This window comes from Streptomyces virginiae (genome assembly GCF_000720455.1).
GTDB lineage: Bacteria > Actinomycetota > Actinomycetes > Streptomycetales > Streptomycetaceae > Streptomyces > Streptomyces virginiae.
The window spans coordinates 500,472-523,344 of the sequence record NZ_JOAK01000003.1 but is presented as its reverse complement, the minus strand read 5'-3'; the positions used below and the strand labels follow the sequence as shown (position 1 = coordinate 523,344).

The following is a 22,873-nucleotide window of genomic DNA, read 5'->3' as shown; positions in this document are numbered from 1 at the left end:
ACCCGCGCAAGTTACCAGCCCGTAGCCCCCTGTTCACCCGCCTCGGGCGAGTTCCGGCCACAGGGGCCGGGCAGCGACCACGGAGCCGGTGTCCGGCCGGTTCCGTACCCTGGTTGCATGCGCATGCGCCCCACCCTGAGCTGGACGCCCACCGAGGACCCGCAGCCCGGCAGCACGGATCCGGAGCCGGTGGCCGAGGCGCTGAGCGCCGGCGGTGTGCTGGTGCTCAGCGGGGCGGGTATCTCCACGGAGTCGGGCATCCCCGACTACCGGGGCGAGGGCGGGAGCCTGCGCAGGCACACCCCGATGACCTACCAGGAGTTCACCGCGAGCGCGCGGGCCAGGCGCCGGTACTGGGCGCGCAGCCACCTCGGCTGGCGCACCTTCGGCCGGGCCAGGCCCAACGCCGGACACCGGGCCGTCACGGCGTTCGGGCGGCACGGGCTGCTGTCCGGGGTGATCACGCAGAACGTCGACGGCCTGCACCAGGCCGCCGGCAGCGAGGACGTGGTGGAACTCCACGGAAGCCTGGACCGGGTCGTGTGCCTCTCCTGCGGCGCGTCCGGCTCGCGCCGTGACCTCGCGCGACGGCTGGAGGAGGTCAACGCCGGCTTCGAACCGGTGGCCGCCCGGCTGAACCCGGACGGCGACGCCGACCTCACCGACGAACAGGTCGGGGACTTCCGCGTGGTGCCGTGCGCGCAGTGCGGGGGCGTCCTCAAGCCGGACGTGGTGTTCTTCGGCGAAACGGTTCCCCCGCGGCGGGTCGAGCGCTGCCGCGAACTGGTCGACGGAGCGACCTCGCTGCTGGTCCTGGGCTCTTCACTGACGGTGATGTCCGGCCTGCGGTTCGTCCGCCAGGCGGCGCAGGCCGGCAAGCCGGTGCTGATCGTCAACCGGGACCCCACCCGCGGCGACCGCCACGCCGTCACCCGCCTCACCCTCCCCCTGGGCACGGCGCTCACCGACCTGGCCGCCCGCCTGGACGTCCCCGTGGACGCCTGAGCGGCGCCCTGACGGCACCGCGTCGATCTGCGGCGTTCACAGGCAGCCGCAGTCGGTGGCGTAGAACATCAGGAAGAGAGCGGTCGCCGCGGTCAGGAGGAAGGCGAACGAGGTCACGGCCGCCGGCCCTCGCCGGCCGCGGCCCTTCCCGGGTCCGCGAAAGGTGCTCCAGGCGCCGTGGGCGAGGGCGAGGCTCAGGAGGCCTGCGCCCGCGAGCGTCAGGCGCGGGCTGAAGGACCAGCTCAGGTAGGCGATCAGGGCCAGCGCACCCAGCAGGGCGCAGGCGAGCAGGCTCAGGAGCACCTCGGCCACCGCTTCGCCGACCGTCTCGACCAGGAAGTCGCCGACCCCCTTCGCCACTCTGCGGACTCCCACGGCTCCCCCATCGTGTGTACGCCCCGGCCCAGCGGCCCCGGTGGGAAGGACCCCGGGAACGCCCGGAAGGTTGCCGGGGCGCCGGGCCGAGGAGGTGCGGTCCGGGCCGTGGGGGGCGTGCGCCATCATGAGGTTGCGTCACCGGTGCATCAGGAAGGGGGGCGGGCGATGTCCGACGTACCGTCATCCGGCGCCGAGCCGCAGCCGGCGTACGGCACGGCTCGGCCCGTCGGCGGGATGCTGCACCATGTCGAGATCTGGGTGCCCGACCTCGGCCGGGCCGTGGCCTCCTTCGGCTGGCTGCTGGAGGCCCTGGGCTACACGCCGTTCCAGAGCTGGCGCGACGGACGGAGCTGGCGGCTCGGAGCGACCTACTTGGTGTTCGAGCAGTCCCCGGACCTCACGGCCGACCGTCACGACCGCTGCCGGCCCGGGCTGAACCACCTGGCCTTCCACGTGGAGGACCACGCGACGGTGGAGGACTTGGCCGCCGAGGCCCGCCGGCACGGCTGGAGCCTGATGTTCCCCGATCGCCACCCGTACGCGGGCGGCCCACGGACCTACGCCGCGTACCTGGTGAACGCCGACGGCTTCGAGGTCGAACTCGTCGCCGTCGACCACCCCGGCCCCGGGTGACCGCCCCTGGCGAAGCCGGCTCCGGCACAATGGCTGCCCATGACCGCCCCGCTGGGGGCCGTGCCCCCGCTTCGCCGCACCGGTGACGAACCCCTGCACCTGCACGGCACCGCGCACGGAACGGTGCTCGGCTTCTGGGCCTGGGCGTACTCGGGTCTGACGGGCAACACCCTGCGCGGGGCCCTGGCGGAGTACATCGTCGCGCTCGCCCTCGGCGCCGCCGGGGAAATGCGGGTGGACTGGGACACCGTCGACCTCCGGCTGCCGGACGGCCCCCGGGTAGAGGTCAAGTCCGCGGCGTACCTCCAGGACTGGGCGCAGTCCCGGCCGTCGGCGATCTCCTTCTCGATCGCCCCGGCGGAGGGCTGGGACCCGGTGGCCGGGGCCACGGACCCCGAACGGCTGCGGCGCTCCGACGTGTACGTCTTCTGCCTGCTGGAGCACCTGGACAAGCCGACGCTGGATCCGCTGGACCTCTCCCAGTGGGCCTTCCTCGTCCTGCCGACCCGGGTACTCGACGAGCACAAGGGCGGCCAGCGGACCATCGGGCTCGCGGCCCTGCTCGCCCTGGGTGCGGTGCGCACGGGCTTCGACGACCTGCGTACGGCGGTCTTCGCCGCGGCCGACCACTGCGATCGCAGGGCCCCCGTTCGGGGCGACGTCACGGCCTGAGGGCCCGACGGCGCCCGGCTCTGCGCGATGACGGCGTCGACTTCGACAGCTCCTACGGTCGGGTCCGCCGCAGCTGCCGCAGTGCCAGCAGGCCGCCGACGCCGGGGATCCAGGCCCGCCGTCTCGCCGCCGGCTCCGGCGACGCCCGCCAGACGGTGAGGATGACGATCAGGTAGGCCGTGCCGTGCACGGGCCCGCCCAGCGAGGCGACCGCCCCGGTGTGAACGGTGAGGAGGTTGGCCAGGAGGAGGGCCAGGGAAACGGCCTCCACCTGGGCCGCGATCCGCAGGACGCGCATATCGCTCACGCCCCCGTGGTGGAGCCGGGACGGACGATCATCAGTACGACGACTACCGCCCAGAGCAGGTTGAACACGCCGGTCACCATCGCCAGCCGGGCCGCCCCCGACCTGTCCGGGCTGCCGAGCAGCCGCTGCTGCCCGGGCAGGATCGCCAGGACCAGCAGGGCCGCGGCCGCGGCGGTGAGCACGATCGAGGCCAGCAGCCAGGCGTCGGTCAGGACGCCGAGCCGGGCGCCCGTGGCGATGCCGAAGACGGGTACGGCGATCCCGACGACCGTGTAGCCGCGGCAGATCCGGTGCAGCACCCCGGCCGTCCGCAGCCCCTCACCGCCGGCGGCCCCGGACGGGGTGCGGGTGTGGCGCGGGAACATCGAGGCCGCGACCGCGATGGGCCCGATCGCCAGGATCGCCGCCAGGACGTGGACGGACAGGAGCAGCTTGGTCACGGGGTTCTCGCATTTCTCATGGATCGGCTGGCAATAGGTTGTCAGGCAACCTATCCGACGGGATGCGGTTTGGGTAGGCTGCCTGACCATGAAGGCGAGTGAGGTACGGGGGCACCTGGACGGCCTTTTGCTGTCCGTGCTCGAATCAGGCCCCCTGCACGGCTACGCGGTGATCACCGCGGTGCAGGAGCGCAGCAACGGCGTACTGGAGCTCCGCAAGGGCACCATCTACCCCGCGCTGAACCGGCTGGAGCGGCTCGGGCTCCTGGACAGCACCTGGGAATCCGTCGGCGAACGCAGGCGGCGCTGCTACGAACTGACCGACGCCGGCAGGCGCAGCCTGGACACGGAGCGGAAGGTGTGGCGGGAGTTCACCGCCGCGATCGGTTCGGTGCTCGAACCGGCGCAGCCGCGGACGGCGACGTGAGCGGGCTGCTCCCGGACCCGGCGCGCGTCGACCCCATCGAGGCCCACGTGGCCGAGCTGGCCGCCGTCCTGCGCGGCACGGACCGTGCGAAGACCCGGATGCTGGCCGAGCTGCGCGAGGGGCTGCTCGACGCCGCGACGGAGCTGGCCCCCGGGCGCGGGCCCGACGACGCGGCGGCCCGGGAGGCGGTGCGCCTGTTCGGCAGCGTGGCCGAGCTCGCGCCGGGCTTCCAGCACGAACTCACCATCGTCCAGGCCCGGCACACCGCCGGCAGGATCCTGCTCCTCGCGCCCCTCCTGCTCCCCTGCTGGTACGTCCTCGCCGGGGCCGGGCCCACGGCGCACCGGCTGCCGTACGCGGCGCAGGTGCTGCTCGCCCACCTGGGCGGCACGGCTGCGGCCACAGCGCTGGCGGCCGCCGCGTTCCTGGCCGCCACCGGGCCTCTCGCCCGCCGGCTGGCCACCCCCGACCGGCTGCCGACCGTGGTCGCCTGGACGGGCACCACCGCTGCGGTCGCCCTGGCGCTGAGCGCGTTCACGCTCACCATCGCCTCCCTGCTGACCGCGAGCTGGCCGCTCTGCGCACTCGCGGGCGCGGTCGCCATCGTCTTCCACGCGAAGATCGCCGCCTCCGCCCGCGCCTGCCGGGAGTGCGCCCGGCTGCCCGCCACCGCCTGACGGGGCCGCCGGGCGCGCAGTACGCCGGTCAGCATCGGGAGGGTGAACTCCCCGTCGGCGGTTTCCGGCCAGTCCGCGAGGAACGCCCGGATCCGGCCGGGGGTGGCCTGCCGTTCCCGCTCCGGCATGACGAGCATCCCCGCGCGCGTGGCGAGCGTCGCGACGAGGGAGTCGGCGGTGCGGCGCCGCTCTCCGGGAGGTGCGTGTCCGCCGTCGCGGCGCGCCAGTTGCCGAGGGTGTCGCGCGGGCCGACGGCCGCGCCCCCGCTGACCCGCTCCAGCCCGGCGGCCCACTCGACCCGGTCGTCGATGACGTTCCACAGGCCGGCCAGGACGCCGTCGGGTGGGCAGGACCCTGGCGATCCCGGGTCCGGCGACGGCCATGTCGAACCAGTGCCTGGCGTTGCCGGCCGCCCCGAACGACGGGCCGAGCAGCAGCTGTTCGTCACGGTCCGTACAACCAGCCCATGCCTGCCTCCAGTTGGGGCGAAGGCGGCCGCCCGGCGAGCATCGGCGATCATTGCGCGGCCGTGGCTGGAGGTCGTGCTGAACGGGCGCCTCGTCACCCCCTCCGCCGCGCGGTGACCTGCGTCAGCCGGTCGGGGCGCGCCAGGGGATTTCGGCCCAGACCTGTTTGCCGCCGCTGAGGGGTACCGAACCCCAGGCCGTTGCCGTCGCCTCGACGATGAGCAGGCCGCGGCCGCCCGTCGACTCCCAGCTCACCGACACCGGTTTGACCGGGCTGCGCGGCGACGCGTCGTTCACGGCGATGCGCAGCCGGTCCGTCGACAGGGTCAGGTCCATGCCCACCTCGCCCTGCGTGTGCGCGATGGCGTTGGTGACCAGTTCGGACACGATCAGCAGCGCCGTGTCGAGTTCCTCCACCACTCCCCAGGACCGCAGCGTGCGCGCCGTGAAGCGGCGGGCGTGCAGGACCGCCTTGGGCAGCCGCCACACCGTCCAGTGGCTCCGCCTGGGCCGGCCCCGCGTGCCGTCGTAGCGCAGCAGCAGCAGTGCCACGTCGTCGTCACGCCGGCCCACGCCCATGACCAGCTCGTCGGCGACCCCTCCGGCGTCGACCGGGTCGACCTCGACGAGCGTCTCGCACACCCGCCGCATGCCCTCCTCCAGGGGCAGCCGGGCGGACTCGACCAGGCCGTCCGTCAGCAGGACGAGCAGGGTTCCGGGGAGCAGCCCGGTCTCGGTCATCGGGAACTCGGCCTCGGCGAGCACGCCGAGCGGCGGCCCGCCCTCGACCACCATCTCCTCGGTGACTCCGTCGGGGTGGCGCACCACCGGCGGCAGGTGGCCGGCCCTCACGACCCGGGCGATGCCCTCCTCCATGTCGAGGTCGACGTACGTACACGTGGCGAAGAGGTCGGTCTCCATGCCGACGAGCAGCCGGTTGGCCCGCGCGACCACCACGTCGGGCGGGTGGCCCTCCACCGCGTAGGCCCTGACCGCCGTGCGCATCTGGCCCATGATGGTGGCGGCTCCGGCGCTGTGCCCCTGCACGTCCCCGATGACGAAGGCCACGTGCCCGTCGCGCAGCGGGATGACGTCGTACCAGTCGCCGCCGACCTCGAGTCCCGCCGTCGCGGGCAGGTAGCGGGCGACGGCGACCCCGCCCGGCAGCTCGGGGAGCTTGCGGGGCAGCAGGCTGCGCTGGAGCATGGTGGCGAGTTCGTGGCCCGCGTCGAGGGCGTGGGCGCGTACCAGGGCCTGCCCGACGAGTCCGGCGGTCGCGGTCAGCAGCGAGCGTTCCTCCGGTGCGAAGCGGTGCTCCTCGTCCCACCCCACGAGACACACCCCGACCATCCTTCCTTCGGCGGGCAGAGGCAGCACGGCGAGACCGCCGGGCCCGACGCCCAGGAGTCCGGGTTCGAGTGCCGCGCCGGGCGGCCACAGGCTCATGTGGCCGGCGCGCAGCGCGCTCTGCAGGGTGGGGAGGTCCCCGAGGGACACGTCGGGCCATTCGGAGCGCCATTCCGCGCGCCAGCTCTCCGGCCAGACGTCGGGCTCCGGGGGGTCCAGGGCGGTGACGATGAGCCGTTCGGGTTCCAGTTCGCCGACCGCGACCCGGGAGGCACCGAGCGGCTCGCGCAGGGCGGCGACCGCCAGCCGGCTGACCTCCCGGATCGTCGCCGCTCCCGCGAGGGTGGCCGACAGGCGCTGGACGAGGGAGACCTCGTCGGCGCTGGGCCGCAGGTAGGAGGCGTCGGCGACCACGCCCAGGACGCGCCGCGGTGTCCCGTCGGGGTCCACCTCGACCCGGCAGCGCAGGCCCAGCCAGCGCAGCTCGCCGCCCGGGCGGCGGATACGGAACGCCAGCTGCTGTCCGGTGGCGGCCAGCCGGTCCGGCTCGACGACGGCCATCAGCGCGGGCATGTCGTCGGGGACGGCGCAGGCGAGCAGGGTCTCCACCTGCCCGTCGAACTGCTCGGGAGACAGGCCGAGCAGTTCCAGCACGTGCGCGTGGGCCTCCATGCGGCCGGTGCCCAGGTCGAGGATGAAGGCGCCGCCCTGGTCGGGGACGAGGGACTGGACCAGGTGCGCCTGGGGGGCCCTGCGCCCGGCGAAGCGGGCGGCGACCGATTCGAGTCCGGCGGCCACCTGGTCGGCGTACAGCTCCAGGAGGCTGCGGTCGTCGGCGCTGAAACCCTCGCCGACGTCGCCGGCGACGACGAGGCATCCGAGTTCCTGGTCGCCGTGGCCCAGGGGCAGGGCGCCCAGGGAGATCCGGGCCGGGGAGCTGGGGGCGCCGTTGCGGACCCGGGTGGGGAAGTGGTGGGGATCTTCCTCGATGAACGCGGCGAGTTCCTTCGGCGTCAGCCACAGCGGGCGGCCGGAGCGGAAGGCGTTGGCGGCGGGTGAGTGGCCGGCCACGGCGAGGATGGCGGGCAGCCCGTAGAGGACCCCGCGGTTTCCGGTCAGCTCGGCCAGATGGAGTTCCCGGTCCTGGTCGGCGGCCACGTAGACGGCGGCGAGCTGAGCCCCGCAGAACGCAAAGCGATGCCTGGTCACTGGCCGTGTCGCCTCCTCCCGGGGCCGTCCCGTCGAGCGCCGGGTCTCCCTCCATGCTGTCGCGCCCCGGACCTTTCGGGCGAGTCGGGAGGCCGACGGGCGGCGGTACGGAGGCCCGCGGGTCAGCGGTACAGCGCGACCAGCGAGGCGAGGAGGAGGGCGGCCGAGACGGCGAGGGCCGGGATCCGGTGGCGGTCCCAGGCGGCCAGTGCGAGCGAGCCGGCCCACGCCGCGCCCACGAGGGTGGCGGCCCACCAGCCGGCGGCCGTGTCCGCGGCGCCGAGCGGCAGGGGCGCCAGCACGACGGTCGGCAGGACGACCGCGAGCCGGGGCGTGATACCGAGCCGTTTGTAGACGACCATCAGGGTGATCAGGGCGGCCGTGAGGGTGAGGGGGACGGCGGCCCAGTCCCACCAGGTCCAGCAGAGGCCGTCCGTCGTCGCGCACGACTGCTCGTCGTGGCGCTCGACCCAGGAGAAGAACCACACGGCGGCACAGGCGAGGACCGCGCCGGTGGCGGCGGCCGCGGCCGTCTTCGGGAGGGCGGGCCGCCGGCCCGGGTGCGGGGCGGCGTTCACGGGATTCGTGGGGTTCATGGCCACAGCTTTCCGTCGTCGGTGGCCGGGGGCCTGAGTACGCGTACTCAGGCCCCCGGGTCAGTGGTCCGTCACTTGCCGGAAAGGGTCTGCTCCAGGGTGTCCGCGTAGACACGGGCGCCCGCGGGCTTGGGGTGGAAGGACTGCATCGACGGCTTCGGTGCGTCTTCGTCCGCCTTCTCCCGGCCCGTCATCACGATGCCGTGGACGGTCTCGGGATTGCCGCAGATCGCCTTGGTGTCGAATTCGCTCCGCGGGTCGGAGAACACCGCCCACGAGCCGGCGTCCTGCGTGGCTCCCTTCATCTCGGTCGCGAGGGTGTCCGCCACACTGCGGACCCAGTCGTTCTCGCCGGTCTCGTAGGCGCCGGGAAGGCAGCTGTGGTCCTTCTCCACCAGGCGCGGATAGCCCATGAGGACCACCTTCGCGTACGGCGCCCTGGCGTGAACGGCGTTGAGCGTCTTGACGATCTGCGGCCGCACCGAGTCGTGCAGCCACTTCGGCGCCCAGTCCTTCAGGTCCCCCGTCTTACCGCCGTTCTTCTTGCCGGTGGCGGGGTCGATGTTGTCCAGTTCCGCATACGGGCAGGTGGTGAGCGCGGGAATCGGGATGTCGATGCACTTCCCGACGACGTCGGCGAAGCGTGCGTCGTTGCCGCCGACGCTGAGCGTCACCAGGGTGGTGTTCTGGTCCAGGTATCCGGCGTCGATCTGGGCCACCTCGCCCGACTGGCCGTCGGAGAGGATGTTGAAGGTACGTGCTCCGGAGCAGGCCACGAAGTGGTAGTCCATCTGCGGGTCGAGGCCGTCGGCCAGGGCTCCGACGGAGGTGGAGGTTCCGGGCAGCTTGGCCTGCCGCGACCATGCCAGCTTGGAGCGGTGGCACTTGTTGGTGCCCTTGTCGTTCAGCTTGTCGTTGCGGTCGGTCTCCGGGTAGAGGTCCGCGCCGCCCGGGGCGGTGGCTCCCTCACCCGAGGAGTACGAGTCGCCCATCGCGGTGACGGAGTTGGCCGGCTTGCCCGCGAGGGGCTGGAAGGCGACCGCGCCCCAGGCGACGTCCTCGTCCGCGCTGCCGTCGCTGGTGGTGTTCGACAGCTCGACCTGTGGCGTGCCGGTGAAGTGGAAGACGCCCAGGCTGACCCAGCCGCCGGCCCGCTGGAGCACCACTCGTTGCTTGCTGGTGCTGTCCGTGCCCTGAACGGTGTAGGTGGCCTGCCTGGTCTGGGCACCGGTGTCGGGCAGGTGGACCATGACGCGCGCCCAGTTGAGCTTCTCGCCCAGCGTCCACGTGCCGTTGATGGTCATGTAGCCGCCGTCGCCGCCGTAGTGGGCCTTGTCGCGGGTGTGGGTGTACCAGAAGTGGCCGCCGTAGCCGCCGCCCACCTGGTGCAGGTCGGCCTTGGCCTGGTAGCGGCCCTCCGTGCCGGGGTTGAAGCCGAACTGGAAACTTCCCGCCGAGGAGATCCGGCCGCAGTCACTCCATGTTTCGGTGCCTGCCGGGACGGAGGCGACCACCTTCGAGCCGGCGGGCGCGCCGGTGCAGACCGGCGTTCCGCTCTTGAGTCGGTAGCCCCGTCCCGGTTCCGCGACCAGCGTCTGGTACTTGATGGCTTCGTGGCCGCAGCTGGCGGCGCAGTTGGCCTTCCATGTGACGTTGGGCTGGTTCCACCAGTACTGCGCGTAGCATGCGGCGTCGGGGCAGTTCGGCGGGCTCTTGGGGTCGCAGTTGTTCTTGCTGTTGCAGAAGGTGTCGAGCGGCGGGGACACGGCGGCGCGGTCGGAGATGGTGGTCCACCAGGCGGGCCGGAAGCCGGCCGAGGAGAAGCCGGATTCGCCGGGCCAGTCCTGGCGGCCCGAGGTGGCGTAGGAGAAGCCGGTGTCGACGGACCAGGCGGCCCAGCCCATCACCTTGGCCTCGTACGGCCAGTCCTGCGGGTGCGCCGCGTCCTTGTTGGCCTCGGGGCCGTCCACGTCGGTGTTCATGAAGGGGTGGCCCCAGCTCTTCTTGTAGAGCGGGTTGGCGGGGTTGTTGTACCAGCCGAGGCCCCAGTGGCCGCCGTTCTTCGACGCCTCCGACGGCGGGTTGAAGCCGAGGTTGTAGTTCCACACGGCGGTGAACCAGTTCTCCACCAGGGACGGGTCGTCGTTGTTGACGGTGATCTTCTGGCCGTCCTCGTGCACCTCGTTCCACTTGTCCGCGAGGATCTTCATGGAGGCGGCGATGTTCGACGCGTAGTCGATCGCGACGAGCTTCTGGAGGGCCGGGGACAGGCTGGTCTCCTTGTCCTTCGGGTGGCCGGGCAGGCGCATGCCGTCGGTGACCTGGCCCACGCCGTAGCCGCAGTCGGACTTGTCCCAGTTGATCTGCCAGTAGGCGGCCGGGTTCTTGGGATCGGCCTTGTGCCCGTAGTAGCCGTCCACGGCGGCCAGCGGGCTGCCCATCTGGCCGGGGATCGCACCGGACTCGGCCTGCCACATGTTGGACTCCTGGGCCATGATGCCCAGCAGCACGTTGGCGGGGATCTTGCCCCCGCCCTTCAGCGTCGGCGGCGGGAAGAGTCCCTGCGGGTCGATGGTGCCCAGGCCCGCCTGGTCGCGGTAGCCGCCCTGCCGGATCCACTTGCCGCGCAGCTCTCCGCGTACGGCCATGTCCACGGCCCATTCGACCTGGTTGGGCGTCGGCTGGAGCGCCTGGACCTTGACGTCGTTGCGGGAGACCGAGCACCAGCGGTCGGGGTCGGTCGGATCGTTCGCGGGTCCTGCGGCCGCAGCGGCGCCGGCCTTGGACTGCGGCTTCGGCGTCGGCTGCGGCTGGGTCCCGGCGGCCGGGGCGAGGGACGGGGACGCCACGGTCCCGGAGCCGTCCGCGGCCGCCTGCTGCACGCTCTGCGTGACCTTCGTCCCGGTGACGGTGGCGGTGCTGGTCACCGTCACCGGCTCTTCACCGGCGGCTCCCGCGGCGGCCTTCGGGGCGGGCTCCCGGGTCTTGCCGTAGTCCTTGCCCGCGTTCTTGACGCGGTCCAGGCCGGCCCGGATGCCGGGGGTCAGGACCGGCTCGACGGCCAGGCGGCCGTGCGAGGAGACGTCGGTGTCGGCGGGGGCGTTGACGCGGGTGATGCCGGTGCCCACGGTCGCGGTGGCGGTCGTGGGGTGGCCGGTGAGGAAGACGCGGCCGCCGTCGCCCTGCATGAGGTCGAGGTCGCCGAGCTTGCCGGAGGCGATGGGGGCCGGCCCGCCCTGCCCGGTGAACAGCTTGGCGTTGACGGTGGAGTCGTCCTTGCGGTCGACGAAGGCGACCTTCCCGTCACCGACGGGCCGGATGTCGAAGGGAACGCTGTCCGCGTCGGCGAGGTTCTTCACCGTGCCGGATCCGTCGAGGTGGACCAGGTGGCTGCCGAGTGCGGCGACCGTGCCGTCCTTGACCGGGACCGCGCTGGTGATCTCGCCCTTCGCGGCGGCCGTGCCCGTGGTCTTGCCCTCGGTGTCCACGGTGATCACGCGGGTCCGGGTGGCTTCGGGGTCGTTCATGTCCCGGAAGGAGGTGAAGGCGGCCGTGTGCAGGTCCGTGTTGCACGACGGGTCGAAGTAGGCCAGCGACGCGGTGAACGGCAGCTTCGTGACCTGCCCCGTCGCCAGGTTGACGATGGCGGTGAACGCGCCGCCCTGCATCAGGTCCGGCTTGTTCGTGAAGGTGCGGGGCGCGTAGACGACGGCGGCGTGGTCGCGGTCCATCGCGCACTGGTTGCCGATCCACGAGTCCGCCGGCAGGGCGGGTTCGGCGAGGGTGGCAACGGCCTTCCACGCGTACGCCTGGCTGCTGTCGGCGACGAGGATGCGCAGGCCGTCGGCGTCGGCGGCGGCGGTCACCGCGCGGTCGGGCGTGGTCTTCCAGTCGCCGCCGAGCTTGCCGGCCGGGTCCTCGACCTGCGCGGGAGCCGCCGGCGGTGCGGTGGGACCGGGCTCCGGCTTCGGCGCGGCGGGGGTGGCGGTGGCCGGCGTGGCCTGGAGCAGTCCGCCGGTCAGGGCGGCGCAGGCCGCGACGGCCGCCCATGACGAGCGCGTTCGTATTCTTGTTCTCAAGACAGAGTTTCCCCGTATTTCGATGAGAGGTGCCCCGTGGTCTTTCGGGGCACGGGTCGGCTCACCCGCACACTCGGTCGGTTCGATCCGACGGCGGGCGGGAGCCAGTGAATTTCAGCCACGGTGTCGAGAAATGCGCGGGCGAAAGGCCCAGCGGTCAACCGGGCGGCGCCCGCGAATCGGCCCGGACTTCAGCGGGCGCTGCGGAGCATCAACTCGTACACCGGTCAGGCTTCCCCATGTTGCCCTTTCAGGCGCGTTCGGCGAAGGCGGAATCCGTGACGGGCAGGGGGAATTGACGCAGCACTGCAACAGTCGTCAGCCGCGCCCCGCCCGGACCGTCGAAACGGCATGACGAAACACGGCACCCCCGAGCCGTCGGACCAATGTCCGGACTTCCCCTGAACGCACGGTCTTTCTTGCCGCCCCCCGTACTGATGGTCAATCAGCAGAAGCAATTCAGGCTTCTTGGCAGCTAGATCATTAGAACATCCGGGGTTTTTGACAAAAGGGATGTTCCATACCCAACCGGATGGTCAAGCTTTGTTATAGACAGCACGTCGAATCGGCTCGGACCGGAGAGGCTTCTCCGGATCCGAACCGATTCGGGGCCGAGCCGGGTCGGGGCCGAGCCGATTCGGGGCCGGGCGCGGGCCGCGGGCCCGGCACGATCGGCGGGACACCTCCTACGGGGTCCTGCGGGGCGCGGGGAGGGTGAGGCGGGTGGCCGGGTCCGCCGCGGGAAGGGCGATGGGGCTGGCGCCGTCGTGGTCGTGTTCCACGTCCGCGAGCGGGCGGGTGCGTTCGGCCGCGTGGGCCAGCCACGGCCAGATGCGGAACGTGTCGTCGGGCCCCGCGGCCGCCGGCCCGGTGCCACTGATCCACGTGGTGAGGGTGAAGCGGTGGTCGGCGAAGTGCCCACTGGGGCAGGTGGACGGGACGACCTCGTGGAAGGCGCCGGCCGGGAAGAAGACGATGGTGTCGCGCTCGGGCTCGATGGTGCGGTAGGACTCCGCCGGCCGGGCGCCGCCGTCGGCGAGCAGGGTGTCGTACAGCCGGAGCTGGCCGCCGCCGAAGCCGCGCGGCTCGCGGTGGAGGTAGTACACGGCGGAGAGGGCCGTACCGACGTCGCGGACCCGGGAGGCGTCGGTGTGGATGCCGTAGTGGCCCCCTTCGCCGTGCGACGTCAGGACCGTCAGGGTCTGCGTGAGCGCCGCCCGGTGGCCGAGGATCTCCCGGACGAGGGGCAGGCAGTCCGCCAGGTGCGCGCTGAACACGGAGCTGGTGACGGGGAGGACGAGGGAGCTGCGGCCCTTGTGGGAGACCTGGCCCGAGAGGGGGTCGAGGACCGTCCCCGCGTTGAAGTCGGCCTCCCGGGAGATCGCGTACGACAGCAGGGAGCCGGCGCGTTCGGCGCCGAGGAAGTTCTCGAAGCGACACACCGGCGCCGGCACCACGGGGGCCGTGGACCACTGATCGGAGGGAGGCAGGGCCTGGATGCCGATTTCCGCCGGGGTGGCCGATTCCATCGCGTATCCGCTCATGGCCCGGAACCGTACGCGCGGTGGCGGGAGCCCCCGAAGGGGCACATGGGGGGCGCACGGGAGAACACCGGCCCGGCGTCATGCGCTACGGGAACGGGCGCGCCCGTGCCCTGCGGCGCGAGGTCGCGCACGCAGGCCTGCCGGCGTACGCCGGCGCACCCGTGACGTCGGCCGGTTTCGGGTACTGGTCACGCCACCCCTCCATCCATTAAGTTAGGCGAGCCTTACCTAACTGGAGGTTCCGATGAGTGCTGCCGCCGTGCCCGCGGCCGAGCAGACCCTCGCCGAACGGACCCGTTCGGTGCTGGCCCGCGCCGTCTCGCTGACCGTCACCACGCACGGGCTCCGCCACGACCTGGTCGGCCTGCACTGCGTCAACGCGAGAGGGCAGGTACGGATGCGCCTGCAGGCCGACAGCCTGCCGGCGGCGCACCTGGCGTGCGCGCCGCGCGGAGCCCTGGCCGCGCTGGTGGAGTTCACCGACATCGCCCCCGTCGCCGTACGCGACCGGGTGCGGGCCCGGGTGACCCTGTCCGGCTGGCTCGCCCGGTCCGGGCAGGAGACCGACGCGGACGAAGTCGACCTCCGCCTCGACGCGGCGCGCGCCACCCTGGCGACGCCGGAGACGACGGTGACCGTGGGCCTCGACGAACTCGTCCTCGCCGAGCCGGATCCCCTGGCCGTCGACGAGGGATCGCTGCTGACGCACCTGGCCGACGCCCACCAGGACGCGGTGACCCGCCTGACCCGCCTCGCCGACCCCTGGCTCCTGCACGGCGCCGTCCGCGTCCTGCCGCTCGCCCTCGACCGCCACGGCATCACCCTGCGCTGCGAGTACGCCCGCAACCAGCGCGACCTCCGGCTGCCCTTCCCGGCGCCCGTGCGGGAGGCCTCCCAGGTCGGCGAACAGATCCGGCTCCTCCTCGGCGCGGCCCAGGCCTGCCCGAAGCGCCGCCACCTGCCCGCCCGCCCCTAGTCTCTCTCCCCCAGGCCGTGCGGGAGGCGGCGCCCGGGGGGACGATGGAGCGTGGAGGGCCGGGTGCGGCCGGGACCGGGACAGGCGGAGGGAGCGACCGTGCCCGGTCGATGTCGGGCACCGGGAAGTTGAGCACGGTGAAGGTCGCCGGGGTGTGGTTCTCCTTCGGATACACCAGCACGTCGGCGCCGCCGCCGAGGTGCAGCGACAGCATCCCGTTGTCCTCGGAGACCCGCAGGCCGAGGGTCGAGCCGTAGAAGTCCTTGGCCGCGTCGATGCTGTCGACCGAGAAACCGCTGGCCGTCGACGACCTCAGCGCGCGCGGTGTGGCCTTCGAGCGCTACGACCAGTTCGGGCAGAACGAGAAGGGGATCTCCCGCGACGAAGGCGGGCCCCCGATCGCCTGGTTCAAGGACCCGGCCGGGAACGTCCTGTCCGTGCTCGAGGTGGGCTAGCCGGTTCGGGAAACCGGGCCATGGTGGCGGACCGGGACGGCCTTCAGGCGCGGCTGCGCACCATGGATGAGGCCGTCGAGCGGATCGGGACGTCGGCCCACCGCTGGGCACCGGCGTCGGCGGGTACGAGGCCGTCGCCCTGCCCTTCGCCCCGGACCGGACGGTCCTGCTGTACACGGACGGACTGGTGGGGCGCCGCGGCGAGGACATCGACACCTCGCCGGCCCGGCTGGCCGCGCTCCGCATGCCCGCCGGCTGCGGGGTCACGGAGGTGGTGGACGCGGTCTGCGCCGGCCTCGACGCGCAGCACGCCGAGGACGACGTCGCCGTCCTCGCCGCCCGCCTGCGTCCGCGCGCGACGTGATTCAGCGGGCGGTGAGCGCCGGAAGGGCCGGGGACAGGGCTGCCGGGCCCGCGATGGAGCCCTTCGCGGGAGCCTGCGGCGCGGTCGTGCCGCACAGGGCCTGGTCGCGGTAGTCGCGCATGGCGGCGTCGGCCGGGTGCGGGTCGAATGCCGTGCCCGCCTCGTTCAGGCGCTGATACTTCGTCAGGTTGTGTCCGAGGGCGAACTGCCGGGTGCCGTCCGGGCTGGACAGGGCAATGGTGCCGGCGCCCCAGACGCCGCCGTCGTGGCCCCAGGCCGGGCCGCAGGGCGTGTCGACGGAGAAGATGCCGAGGCCGTAGCGCAGGACCACCGCTCCCGTTTCGTCCTTGACGTCGTAGGTCGTGCGCATCCGGTCCAGCTGGCGGCGCGGCAGCAGGTCGCCGGCCAGCAGGGCCCGGTAGAAGGTGTTCAGGTCCTGCGGGGTGGAGACGAGGGCTCCCGCGGTGCCGCCCCACGTCATGTTGTAGACGCTGTAGTCGCGCGGCGGGTCGATGAGCCCGTAGAAGCTCTCGTACATGCGGGAGTGGGCACCGCGGACGTACGGGTCGGTGCCGGGGAAGTAGGTGTCCCGCAGGCCTGCCCGCCGGATGACGTCCTCGGCGATGAGCCGCTCCGGGTCCTGGCCGGTCACCTTGCGCAGGATCTCGCCCAGCAGGATGTAGTTGGTGTTGGAGTAGCTCCAGTCGGTGCCGGGTTCGAACCGCTGCGGCCGGGCCACGCCGTAGCCGATCAGCTCGGTGGGCCGGATCGTGCGGAAGCGGTGGTCGTCCAGGCTCGTGGTGGTGCCCTGCCGGAGTGAGGGGAAGGCGTCCGCTATGTAGTCCTCGATGCCGCTGGTGTGGTTGAGGAGCATGCGCACGGTCACCTTGCGGCCGCGCTCGCCGGGCAGGAGGTCGGGCACGTAGTCGCCGACCGGCCGGTCCAGCTCGATGCGGCCCTTGGCGTTCTGCTGGAGCACGGCGACGGCGGTGAACGTCTTGGTGACGCTGCCGACCCGGTGGCGGAGGTCGGCGCGGACCGGGCGCCCGGTGGTGAGGTCCGCGGTCCCGGAGGCGCCGTCGAAGCGCTCGCGGCCGTCGCGGGCGGCGGAGAAGACGCCGTACACGCCGGCGTCCCGGACGGCGTCGAGCCGGGCCCGGAGCGCTGCCCGGTCGAGGTGGCGGCCTGCGGCCGGCGCCTGGGCTGCCGGTGCACCCGGGCCGGCGGCACTGGCGGCGGGCGCGAGGCCCGCCAGCAGGGCCGCGGCGACGGCGGCCGCCGAGGCCGCGCGGCGCAGTCGCCGTAAGGGTCGGTCTACGGGACGGGTGTGCTTCATGGCGGCTCCTCGTCGGCGGCCCGGTGGGGCCGGTGGCCGGTGTCCGGTACACCTCGATTCTTCGCGACCGGCCGCGGCGGGACTTCCCCCGCCAGGACGAATCAGGCGTCAACCTCCAGAAGGAGGAACACCTTGACTGCCCGTTACATTTGTCACGTCACGGCTTTCCGCACGCCGCTCAGGCCGCGGTCCAGCCGCCGTCCAGGGGGATCGAGGCGCCGGTGAGGTAGCCGGTGTGGGGGCCGCAGAGCCAGAGGACGGCGGCGGCCACCTCCTCCGGTTCGATCAGCCGTTTGACGGCGGAGCGGCCGAGCAGCACCTCGCTGACGACCCGGTCCGCGTCGATGCCGTGGGCGGCCGCCTGGGCCTCGATCTGCCGCTCCACCAGCGGTGTGCGGACGTAGCCGGGGCTGACGCAGTTGCTGGTGACGCCGTGCGGCGCGCCTTCGACGGCCGTGACCTTGCTCAGTCCTTCGAGGGCGTGCTTCGCGGTCACGTAGCCGGCCTTGAAGGCGCTGGCGCGCAGCCCGTGCACGCTGGAGATGTTGACGACGCGGCCCCAGCCCCGGGTGTACATGTGCGGCAGGATCCGGCGGAGCAGGAGGAAGGGGGCGCGGACCATCACGCGCTGGATGAGTTCGAAGCGGTCCGGGGGGAATTCGGCCAGGGGTGCGACGTGCTGGAGTCCGGCGTTGTTGACCAGGATGTCGACGTCGGCGGGGAGTTCGCCGACGGGGTCGGCCCGCGCCAGGTCGACGACGTGGGCCCGGCCCCCGATCGCCTCCGCGACGGTACCGGCCGCCGCGGCGTCGATGTCGACCACGTGCACGTGGGCCCCGGCCGCGGCGAGCGCGGTGGCGCAGGCCCGCCCGATGCCGCTGCCGGCCCCGGTCACCATGGCGGTACGGCCCGCCAGGTCGACGGCTGATGCGGCTGCTGGCCCGTGGAACACGGGAGGGATCGCGCTCGTCATGGCGGGAATCATCGGTGACGCCCGGGGCCCGGTCCCATGTGCGGGCGCACCACAGTCCGGCGCCCGGGTGTGTCGGCCGCCACCGGCGTAGGTCCCGCTGCGACGGGCCGCTGCCGGACCGGTGGAACGTCGACGGCGCCCCCGGGGGCTATCCCAGCAGGTCCAGGAGAGGCGTGAGGCCGTGCGGGCGCCGGTCGGCCGGCAGGTGGTCGACGAAGTGCACCGGGCAGCCGAGCGCCGCGGCGCCGCCGTCCGCGGTGCGGTCGTCCCCGACCATCAGCACCTCGGCGGGCGGCAGGCCGAGGCGTTCGCAGGCGGTGCGGAAGATCAGCGGATCGGGCTTCTGGACGCCCAGTTCGTAGGAGAGCACGTAGGCGTCGACCAGCTCGTCCAGGCCGTGCGTGCGGAAGACCGGCCGCAGGTCCCATCCGATGTTGCTGACGACGGCCACCGGGACGCCCCGACGCCGCAGTTCCCGCAGCGTCGGGCCGGTGTCCGGGTAGGGGCGCCAGGCGGCGGGGCTCATGTGGCGGTCGTAGAGCGCCTGGGCCAGCTCCGGCACGGGCTCCGGCAGGCCGGCCGCCAGCGCCAGGCCGCCGTAGGCGGCCCGGTGCCGATCGGCGCTCACGTCCCGTTCGCCCCACAGGGATTCGAGGTGCGCGGGCATCCGCCGGGGCGCGGATCCGCCCGGCAGGGCGCCGTACTCCGTCAGCCTTCCCGCGGTCGCGCGGAACTCCTCGTCGGACAGCCGGGTCCCGGTCGCGGCCAGGCCGGCGCCGAGCCAGTCCTCGGTCGACTCGATGCGCAGCAGCGTCCCGGAGAAGTCGAACATCACTCCTCTGATCATGGGGTGATCGTAAGTCAGGCCGGGTGCCGGGTGCCGGCCGCCCGGCTCAGGTGGTGGGGTGCAGGCGGGACGGGGTGAGCGGTGAGCCCTGCGGGGCCGTGTCCACGTCGGCCAGGGCGCTGCCGGCCAGCCAGCTCCGCCAGTCCACGTTCCAGTCGCCGAAGCCGTTGTCGAAGGGGGCCATCTTCGCGCCGCCGCTGTTGACCACCTCCACGATGTCCCCCTCGCGGACCGTCTCGAAGAACCAGGCGGCGTTCTCGGTGCTCATGCCCGTGCAGCCGTGGCTGACGTTCTCCTCGCCCTGCGACTCGACCGACCAGGGCGCGGCGTGGATGTACTCGCCGCTCCAGGTGACCCGTGTCGCGTAGGAGACGGGCAGGTCGTAGAACTCCTTGGTGCCGCGCTGGATGCCGACGGTGTCGCCGCGCATGCGGACCTTGGGCTCCTTGCGCAGTACCACCTTGATGCCGCTGCGGGTCCTGAAGCCCTCCTTGCCGGTGGTGACCGGGATCGTCCGGATGACGCGTCCGTTGCGGCGTACGGTCATGCGGTGGGTAGCGGAGTCGGTGACGGCCTCGATCCGGTCCCCGATGGTGAACTCCAGGTCCTCGGAGGGGCCTCCGTAGGCGTGGTCCCCGACCTCGACGCCGTCGAGTCCGCTGCGGACGCGCACCACCGTGTGCGCGGGCCAGTACGTACGGGGCCGGAAGTGCAGGGTCGAATCGTCGACCCAGTGCCAGGCGCCCTCGACCTGCGGCTCCGAGGTGACCTCCAGCGCCTGCTCCAGCCGGGCCCGTGCCACGGGGTCGTCGGCCGGAACGGGCCTGCTGAGGGCGGCCGTCACGATCTCGCCGGCTCCGTACGTGCCGGGGCCCGGCCCGAACTCGACGGTCAGCCTGCCCCCGTCCGCGGGCGGCGCGGTCCGGAACGCCATGGTCACGCCGACCGGGCTGCCGGCCGCGTCCTGCGCGCCGACCTGCACGGTGTACGTCTCCCCCGCGCGCAGCGACTCGGTGTTCAGCCAGCGGTCGCCGTGCGGTCCGAGCGCCCCGGCCAGGTGGCGGCCGCGCCCGTCGCGGACGGTCACGTCCGTGATGCGGCCCGGTTCGGTGAGGGTGATTTCGAGGGGCCCGCCGGAGTCGGTGGCCAGTACCTGCGCCCGGGCGTCGCGGGCGGCGCGGGCGGCGTCGGCGAGGGCCGGCTCCTTCAGTACGGATCCCACCCCGCCCGTGGTGGCCCGTACCCGCTGCTCCTGCCAGCCGCTGCACAGCCCGGGCCGGAACACCCGGGCCGCGCACCGGCCTTCGCCGGCGCCGTGGGCCCCTTCCAGCACTCGGCCCACCAGCAGGGTGAGCGCCGCTTCCCGCGGCGGCCCCGCGGATTTCGCGTCCGCGGAGGTCTCGTCGGGCGCCCGGCCCGGTGCTGCGGCGACGACCAGCATGGCCCCCGTCACCGCGGCCAGGGCGCCCCACGCCTTGGTCGGTCGTGTCCGTCGCATTCGTGGCATAGCCGTATCAAACCGATGGATCGCCAACATGATGATCATGCGCTCGGCGCTGGGGCCGAACGGGCACCCGAAGTGAACTCGGACGGAGCACAGAGCGCGGCGGCCGGGCCGCGGAAAAACCCGCGTGCCCCGGACGGCTTCGCGGCGGACAATGCCGCCATGCCTGTACGCGCGGTACACCCCGACGAACTGACGGTCCTCCAGGACATCGAGAGGGCGGCCGGGCGCTGCTTCCGGGACATCGGCATGCCGGAGATCGCCGACGACGAGCCGCTGACGCTCGACGAGCTCGCCCCCTACCGGGAGGCCGGGCTCGCCTGGGTGGCGGTGGACGGCGCCGACGCCCCGGTCGCCTACCTGATCGCCGAGCGCGTCGAGGGCAGCCTCCACGTGGAGCAGGTGTCCGTGCACCCGGACCACGCCCGCCGGGGCGTCGGCCGGTCCCTGCTGGAGCACCTGGCGCAGGTCGCCGTACGTGAGGGCGCGCCCGCGCTGACGCTCACCACTTTCACGGAGGTGCCGTGGAACGCCCCGTACTACGCCCGTTGCGGCTTCCGCCGCCTCGGCGAGGACGCGCTCACTCCCGGCCTGCGGGAGATCCGCGCGCGCGAGGCGGCACACGGCCTGGACCGGTGGCCGCGCGTGTGCATGCGGCGGGACCTCTGAGGCCGGAGCGGATGCCCTTCCCTTCGCCGACCGCGAACCGGGGTCCCGTTCGCGTCGGCGGTGTGCTGAGGTGGGCTGATGGATCTTCTGATACTGGGCGGAACCGCGTGGCTGGGCCGTGAGATCACCCGGCAGGCGGTGGAGCTCGGGCACGCGGTGACGTGCCTGGCGCGCGGTGAGAGTGGCGAAGTCGCCCCCGGTGCAAGGCTGGTGGCGGCGGACCGAAGGGACGCGGACGCCTACGCCGGGCTCCTCGACCGCGACTGGGACGCGGTGGTGGAGGTGTCGTGGCAGCCGGCGTTCGTCCGCGACGCGCTCGTGGCGCTGGCGGAGCGGACCCGGCACTGGACGTACGTCTCGTCGGTGAGCGCCTACGCCGATCACGGCACGGCCGGCGCCGACGAGTCGGCGGCGCTCCTGGCGCCCACGGAGCAGCAGTACGTGGGGCGGGAGGAGTACGGGCAGGCCAAGGTCGCCTGTGAGGCGGCCGTGCGCGCGGCCGTCGGGGACCGTCTCGCGATCGCGCGGGCCGGCCTGATCGGCGGCCCCGGAGACCACTCCGGGCGCTCGGGGTACTGGGTGGCCCGCGCCGCCCGCACGGTGGACCAGCCCATGCTCGTACCGCACTCCCCCGGCCTGCCGACGCAGGTGGTGGACGTACGGGATCTCGCGGGCTGGCTGCTGGACCTCGCGCGGGAGGGCACGTCCGGGACCTTCGACGCCGTGGGGCCCGTCGTGCCGTTCGACGAGTGGGTCGAGCTGTCGCGACGCGTGGCGGGCCACACCGGGGAGGTCGCGGCGGCGGACCCGAAGTGGGTCCTGGACCAGGGGGTCGGGCCGTTCATGGGCCCGGAGTCGATGGCCATGTGGATGCCGGAGCCGGGCTGGGAGGGCTTCTGCGCCCGCAGCGGAGCCGCGGCGCGTGCGGCCGGGCTGCGGCACCGGCCGCGTACGGAGCTGCTGGCGGACCTGCTGGAGTGGGAGCGCGCCGAGGGCGTGGACCGCTCCCGCCGGGCCGGCCTGAGCACCGCGCGCGAACGCGAACTGCTCACCGCGCTCGGCGGCTGAGGTCCCCGGCGCGGCCGGGTGCGGTCAGCGTCGCGGCCTCGTCGCGACGGCGGCCCCGATCCGCAGGGTCCGGTCGTAGGTGCCCCGGGAGTCGTGGTCGAGCAGGGCCCGGCGCAGTTGCGCCGCGAAGGCGGTCATGCGCTCGCCCAGCACGGCCGGGCTGGTGGCGGGGAGGGAGAGCTGCAGGCCGATCACCTCGTCCACGGTGTGGCGGACGGGCTGGTCCCACCGGTGGGTCTCGACGCGGGAGAGCGGTGACTTCGCGAGGCGCTCGACCAGATCGTCCCAGTCGGCCCCCTCGTCCGCCGGACGCGCCCCGGGCCCGAGGAATCGGTCGCGCACCTCCTCGACGACGGTCAGCCAGGCCGGCCGCGGATCACCCGGCCGGTGCAGGGAGGTGACGACGGCGACGCCGCCCCGTGGCGCGAGCACCTCGTCCAGGTCGGCCGGCACCCGCCCGCGGTCCATCCGGTGGAAGGCCCTGCCGATGACGCACAGGTCGATCCGGGGCAGGCACAGCCGGGTGACGGCGGTGTCGTCGCCGCGCAGCCACGAGATGTTCGTGAGGCCGCGCTCCTCGGCCAGCCGGGCCCCCTCGGCGAGCATCGCCGGCTCCGGGTCGACGGCGTACACGTGGTCGGCCAGGGGGGCCAGGGGCAGGCTGAGCGTGCCGGGGCCGGCGCCGAGGTCCAGGACGGTCTGGGAGCCGTCGAGCGCGAAGCGGTCCGCGAGCAGGGTGTGGAACTCCCGCGGGTACGGGGGCCGGTAGCGGGCGTAGTAGGGGGCGGCGGACGCGAACGGGGTGCTCATGGGGTCCTCCCTCCGGTGGTGCACCCGCCGATCGTGGAGCACGGAAGCGGATTCGGCGGCGACTGGCGCCCCGAATCCCCCGAACGGATG

Annotated in this window: 20 protein-coding genes and 2 pseudogenes; 10 read left to right on the top strand and 12 right to left on the bottom strand. The window is 73.3% G+C overall.

The genetic code is table 11. The annotated features are described in order from the left end of the window. Positions 1-117 precede the first annotated feature (117 nt). Positions 118-1,005, top strand: coding sequence for an NAD-dependent protein deacetylase (locus IG86_RS0107760; RefSeq protein ID WP_030895780.1), 888 nt, complete (start codon positions 118-120; stop codon positions 1,003-1,005). Positions 1,006-1,041: 36 nt separating this feature from the next. Here IG86_RS0107760 and IG86_RS0107755 read toward each other — a convergent pair whose 3' ends face one another. Next, a complete protein-coding gene (locus IG86_RS0107755) occupies positions 1,042-1,365 on the bottom strand; it encodes a lysine transporter LysE (protein ID WP_234351251.1) in 324 nt (107 codons plus the stop codon). A 252-nt stretch (positions 1,366-1,617) separates the two neighbouring features. Here IG86_RS0107755 and IG86_RS0107750 point away from each other — a divergent pair, with 252 nt between their 5' ends. Next, positions 1,618-2,016 carry a VOC family protein gene (locus tag IG86_RS0107750; RefSeq protein WP_030895775.1) on the top strand — a complete coding sequence of 133 codons (399 nt, stop codon included), beginning with the start codon at positions 1,618-1,620 and terminating at the stop codon, positions 2,014-2,016. A gap of 39 nt (positions 2,017-2,055) precedes the next feature. After that, positions 2,056-2,688 carry a hypothetical protein gene (locus IG86_RS0107745; protein WP_030895773.1) on the top strand — a complete coding sequence of 211 codons (633 nt, stop codon included), beginning with the start codon at positions 2,056-2,058 and terminating at the stop codon, positions 2,686-2,688. A 52-nt stretch (positions 2,689-2,740) separates the two neighbouring features. On the opposite strand, the gene IG86_RS0107740 is transcribed toward IG86_RS0107745, so the two are convergent. Both IG86_RS0107740 and IG86_RS0107735 read right to left on the bottom strand, forming a co-directional pair. Further along, complete coding sequence (locus IG86_RS0107740) at positions 2,741-2,986, bottom strand: DUF3817 domain-containing protein (protein ID WP_030817884.1); 246 nt, start codon at positions 2,984-2,986, stop codon at positions 2,741-2,743. 5 nt (positions 2,987-2,991) lie between these two features. After that, positions 2,992-3,435, bottom strand: a complete 444-nt coding sequence (locus IG86_RS0107735) for a hypothetical protein (RefSeq protein WP_030895768.1) — start codon at positions 3,433-3,435, stop codon at positions 2,992-2,994. A gap of 88 nt (positions 3,436-3,523) precedes the next feature. Here IG86_RS0107735 and IG86_RS0107730 point away from each other — a divergent pair, with 88 nt between their 5' ends. Together IG86_RS0107730 and IG86_RS0107725 are read left to right on the top strand one after the other, a co-directional pair. Continuing rightward, positions 3,524-3,862 (top strand): helix-turn-helix transcriptional regulator, encoded by a 339-nt coding sequence (locus tag IG86_RS0107730; RefSeq protein ID WP_030895765.1) that lies wholly within the window; start codon positions 3,524-3,526, stop codon positions 3,860-3,862. Beyond that, positions 3,859-4,539: a permease prefix domain 1-containing protein gene (locus tag IG86_RS0107725; protein ID WP_030817890.1), complete on the top strand. Its 681-nt coding sequence runs from the start codon at positions 3,859-3,861 to the stop codon at positions 4,537-4,539. The genes IG86_RS0107730 and IG86_RS0107725 overlap by 4 nt, the downstream gene beginning before the upstream one ends. 590 nt (positions 4,540-5,129) lie before the next feature. Here IG86_RS0107725 and IG86_RS0107720 read toward each other — a convergent pair. From IG86_RS0107720 to IG86_RS39750, 4 genes and pseudogenes are all read right to left on the bottom strand, one after another. Further along, positions 5,130-7,574, bottom strand: a pseudogene (locus IG86_RS0107720) (SpoIIE family protein phosphatase); the annotation flags it as partial. Between the two features lie 110 nt (positions 7,575-7,684). Beyond that, positions 7,685-8,158, bottom strand: coding sequence for a hypothetical protein (locus tag IG86_RS0107715; protein WP_030895759.1), 474 nt, complete (start codon positions 8,156-8,158; stop codon positions 7,685-7,687). A gap of 71 nt (positions 8,159-8,229) precedes the next feature. After that, entirely contained in the window at positions 8,230-12,237 is a 4,008-nt protein-coding gene (locus tag IG86_RS0107710) for an SGNH/GDSL hydrolase family protein (protein WP_244305800.1), read from the bottom strand. Between the two features lie 686 nt (positions 12,238-12,923). After that, positions 12,924-13,781 carry a 2OG-Fe(II) oxygenase gene (locus IG86_RS39750; RefSeq protein WP_078905831.1) on the bottom strand — a complete coding sequence of 286 codons (858 nt, stop codon included), beginning with the start codon at positions 13,779-13,781 and terminating at the stop codon, positions 12,924-12,926. A gap of 244 nt (positions 13,782-14,025) precedes the next feature. On the opposite strand from IG86_RS39750, the gene IG86_RS0107700 reads away from it, so the two are divergent. The 3 genes and pseudogenes from IG86_RS0107700 to IG86_RS40920 all read left to right on the top strand — a co-directional run. Then, positions 14,026-14,757, top strand: a complete 732-nt coding sequence (locus IG86_RS0107700; RefSeq protein ID WP_030895751.1) for a DUF2470 domain-containing protein — start codon at positions 14,026-14,028, stop codon at positions 14,755-14,757. 275 nt (positions 14,758-15,032) lie between these two features. After that, a complete protein-coding gene (locus IG86_RS0107690; RefSeq protein ID WP_037941994.1) occupies positions 15,033-15,212 on the top strand; it encodes a VOC family protein in 180 nt (59 codons plus the stop codon). 97 nt (positions 15,213-15,309) lie between these two features. Continuing rightward, positions 15,310-15,576: pseudogene (locus tag IG86_RS40920) on the top strand (SpoIIE family protein phosphatase); the annotation flags it as partial. A 1-nt stretch (position 15,577) separates the two neighbouring features. On the opposite strand, the gene IG86_RS0107680 reads toward IG86_RS40920, so the two are convergent. From IG86_RS0107680 to IG86_RS0107665, 4 genes are all read right to left on the bottom strand, one after another. After that, positions 15,578-16,912 carry a serine hydrolase domain-containing protein gene (locus tag IG86_RS0107680; RefSeq protein WP_167751137.1) on the bottom strand — a complete coding sequence of 445 codons (1,335 nt, stop codon included), beginning with the start codon at positions 16,910-16,912 and terminating at the stop codon, positions 15,578-15,580. A 178-nt stretch (positions 16,913-17,090) separates the two neighbouring features. Then, complete coding sequence (locus tag IG86_RS0107675) at positions 17,091-17,885, bottom strand: 3-hydroxybutyrate dehydrogenase (RefSeq protein ID WP_030817909.1); 795 nt, start codon at positions 17,883-17,885, stop codon at positions 17,091-17,093. Positions 17,886-18,033: 148 nt separating this feature from the next. Continuing rightward, a complete protein-coding gene (locus tag IG86_RS0107670; RefSeq protein WP_030895741.1) occupies positions 18,034-18,732 on the bottom strand; it encodes an HAD-IA family hydrolase in 699 nt (232 codons plus the stop codon). Positions 18,733-18,778: 46 nt separating this feature from the next. Then, positions 18,779-20,239: a L,D-transpeptidase gene (locus IG86_RS0107665; RefSeq protein ID WP_234349128.1), complete on the bottom strand. Its 1,461-nt coding sequence runs from the start codon at positions 20,237-20,239 to the stop codon at positions 18,779-18,781. A gap of 159 nt (positions 20,240-20,398) precedes the next feature. Between IG86_RS0107665 and IG86_RS0107660 the strand changes: the two genes are divergently transcribed. Both IG86_RS0107660 and IG86_RS0107655 read left to right on the top strand, forming a co-directional pair. Further along, positions 20,399-20,905: a GNAT family N-acetyltransferase gene (locus IG86_RS0107660; RefSeq protein WP_030817917.1), complete on the top strand. Its 507-nt coding sequence runs from the start codon at positions 20,399-20,401 to the stop codon at positions 20,903-20,905. 78 nt (positions 20,906-20,983) lie between these two features. Beyond that, a complete protein-coding gene (locus tag IG86_RS0107655) occupies positions 20,984-21,973 on the top strand; it encodes an NAD-dependent epimerase/dehydratase family protein (protein WP_030895736.1) in 990 nt (329 codons plus the stop codon). A 24-nt stretch (positions 21,974-21,997) separates the two neighbouring features. Here IG86_RS0107655 and IG86_RS0107650 read toward each other — a convergent pair whose 3' ends face one another. Beyond that, a complete protein-coding gene (locus IG86_RS0107650) occupies positions 21,998-22,783 on the bottom strand; it encodes a class I SAM-dependent methyltransferase (RefSeq protein WP_030817924.1) in 786 nt (261 codons plus the stop codon). Positions 22,784-22,873: the final 90 nt, after the last annotated feature.

What these genes read in the sequence shown, in the direction of transcription:
- IG86_RS0107760 (WP_030895780.1), top strand. Translation starts at nt 118, where the DNA reads ATGCGCATGCGCCCCACCCTGAGCTGGACGCCCACCGAGGACCCGCAG.
- IG86_RS0107750 (WP_030895775.1), top strand. Translation starts at nt 1,618, where the DNA reads ATGCTGCACCATGTCGAGATCTGGGTGCCCGACCTCGGCCGGGCCGTG.
- IG86_RS0107745 (WP_030895773.1), top strand. Translation starts at nt 2,056, where the DNA reads ATGACCGCCCCGCTGGGGGCCGTGCCCCCGCTTCGCCGCACCGGTGAC.
- IG86_RS0107740 (WP_030817884.1), bottom strand. Translation starts at nt 2,986, where the DNA reads ATGCGCGTCCTGCGGATCGCGGCCCAGGTGGAGGCCGTTTCCCTGGCC.
- IG86_RS0107730 (WP_030895765.1), top strand. Translation starts at nt 3,524, where the DNA reads ATGAAGGCGAGTGAGGTACGGGGGCACCTGGACGGCCTTTTGCTGTCC.
- IG86_RS0107715 (WP_030895759.1), bottom strand. Translation starts at nt 8,158, where the DNA reads ATGAACCCCACGAATCCCGTGAACGCCGCCCCGCACCCGGGCCGGCGG.
- IG86_RS39750 (WP_078905831.1), bottom strand. Translation starts at nt 13,781, where the DNA reads ATGAGCGGATACGCGATGGAATCGGCCACCCCGGCGGAAATCGGCATC.
- IG86_RS0107700 (WP_030895751.1), top strand. Translation starts at nt 14,026, where the DNA reads ATGAGTGCTGCCGCCGTGCCCGCGGCCGAGCAGACCCTCGCCGAACGG.
- IG86_RS0107690 (WP_037941994.1), top strand. Translation starts at nt 15,033, where the DNA reads ATGCTGTCGACCGAGAAACCGCTGGCCGTCGACGACCTCAGCGCGCGC.
- IG86_RS0107680 (WP_167751137.1), bottom strand. Translation starts at nt 16,912, where the DNA reads ATGAAGCACACCCGTCCCGTAGACCGACCCTTACGGCGACTGCGCCGC.
- IG86_RS0107675 (WP_030817909.1), bottom strand. Translation starts at nt 17,885, where the DNA reads ATGACGAGCGCGATCCCTCCCGTGTTCCACGGGCCAGCAGCCGCATCA.
- IG86_RS0107670 (WP_030895741.1), bottom strand. Translation starts at nt 18,732, where the DNA reads ATGATCAGAGGAGTGATGTTCGACTTCTCCGGGACGCTGCTGCGCATC.
- IG86_RS0107665 (WP_234349128.1), bottom strand. Translation starts at nt 20,239, where the DNA reads ATGCCACGAATGCGACGGACACGACCGACCAAGGCGTGGGGCGCCCTG.
- IG86_RS0107660 (WP_030817917.1), top strand. Translation starts at nt 20,399, where the DNA reads ATGCCTGTACGCGCGGTACACCCCGACGAACTGACGGTCCTCCAGGAC.
- IG86_RS0107655 (WP_030895736.1), top strand. Translation starts at nt 20,984, where the DNA reads ATGGATCTTCTGATACTGGGCGGAACCGCGTGGCTGGGCCGTGAGATC.
- IG86_RS0107650 (WP_030817924.1), bottom strand. Translation starts at nt 22,783, where the DNA reads ATGAGCACCCCGTTCGCGTCCGCCGCCCCCTACTACGCCCGCTACCGG.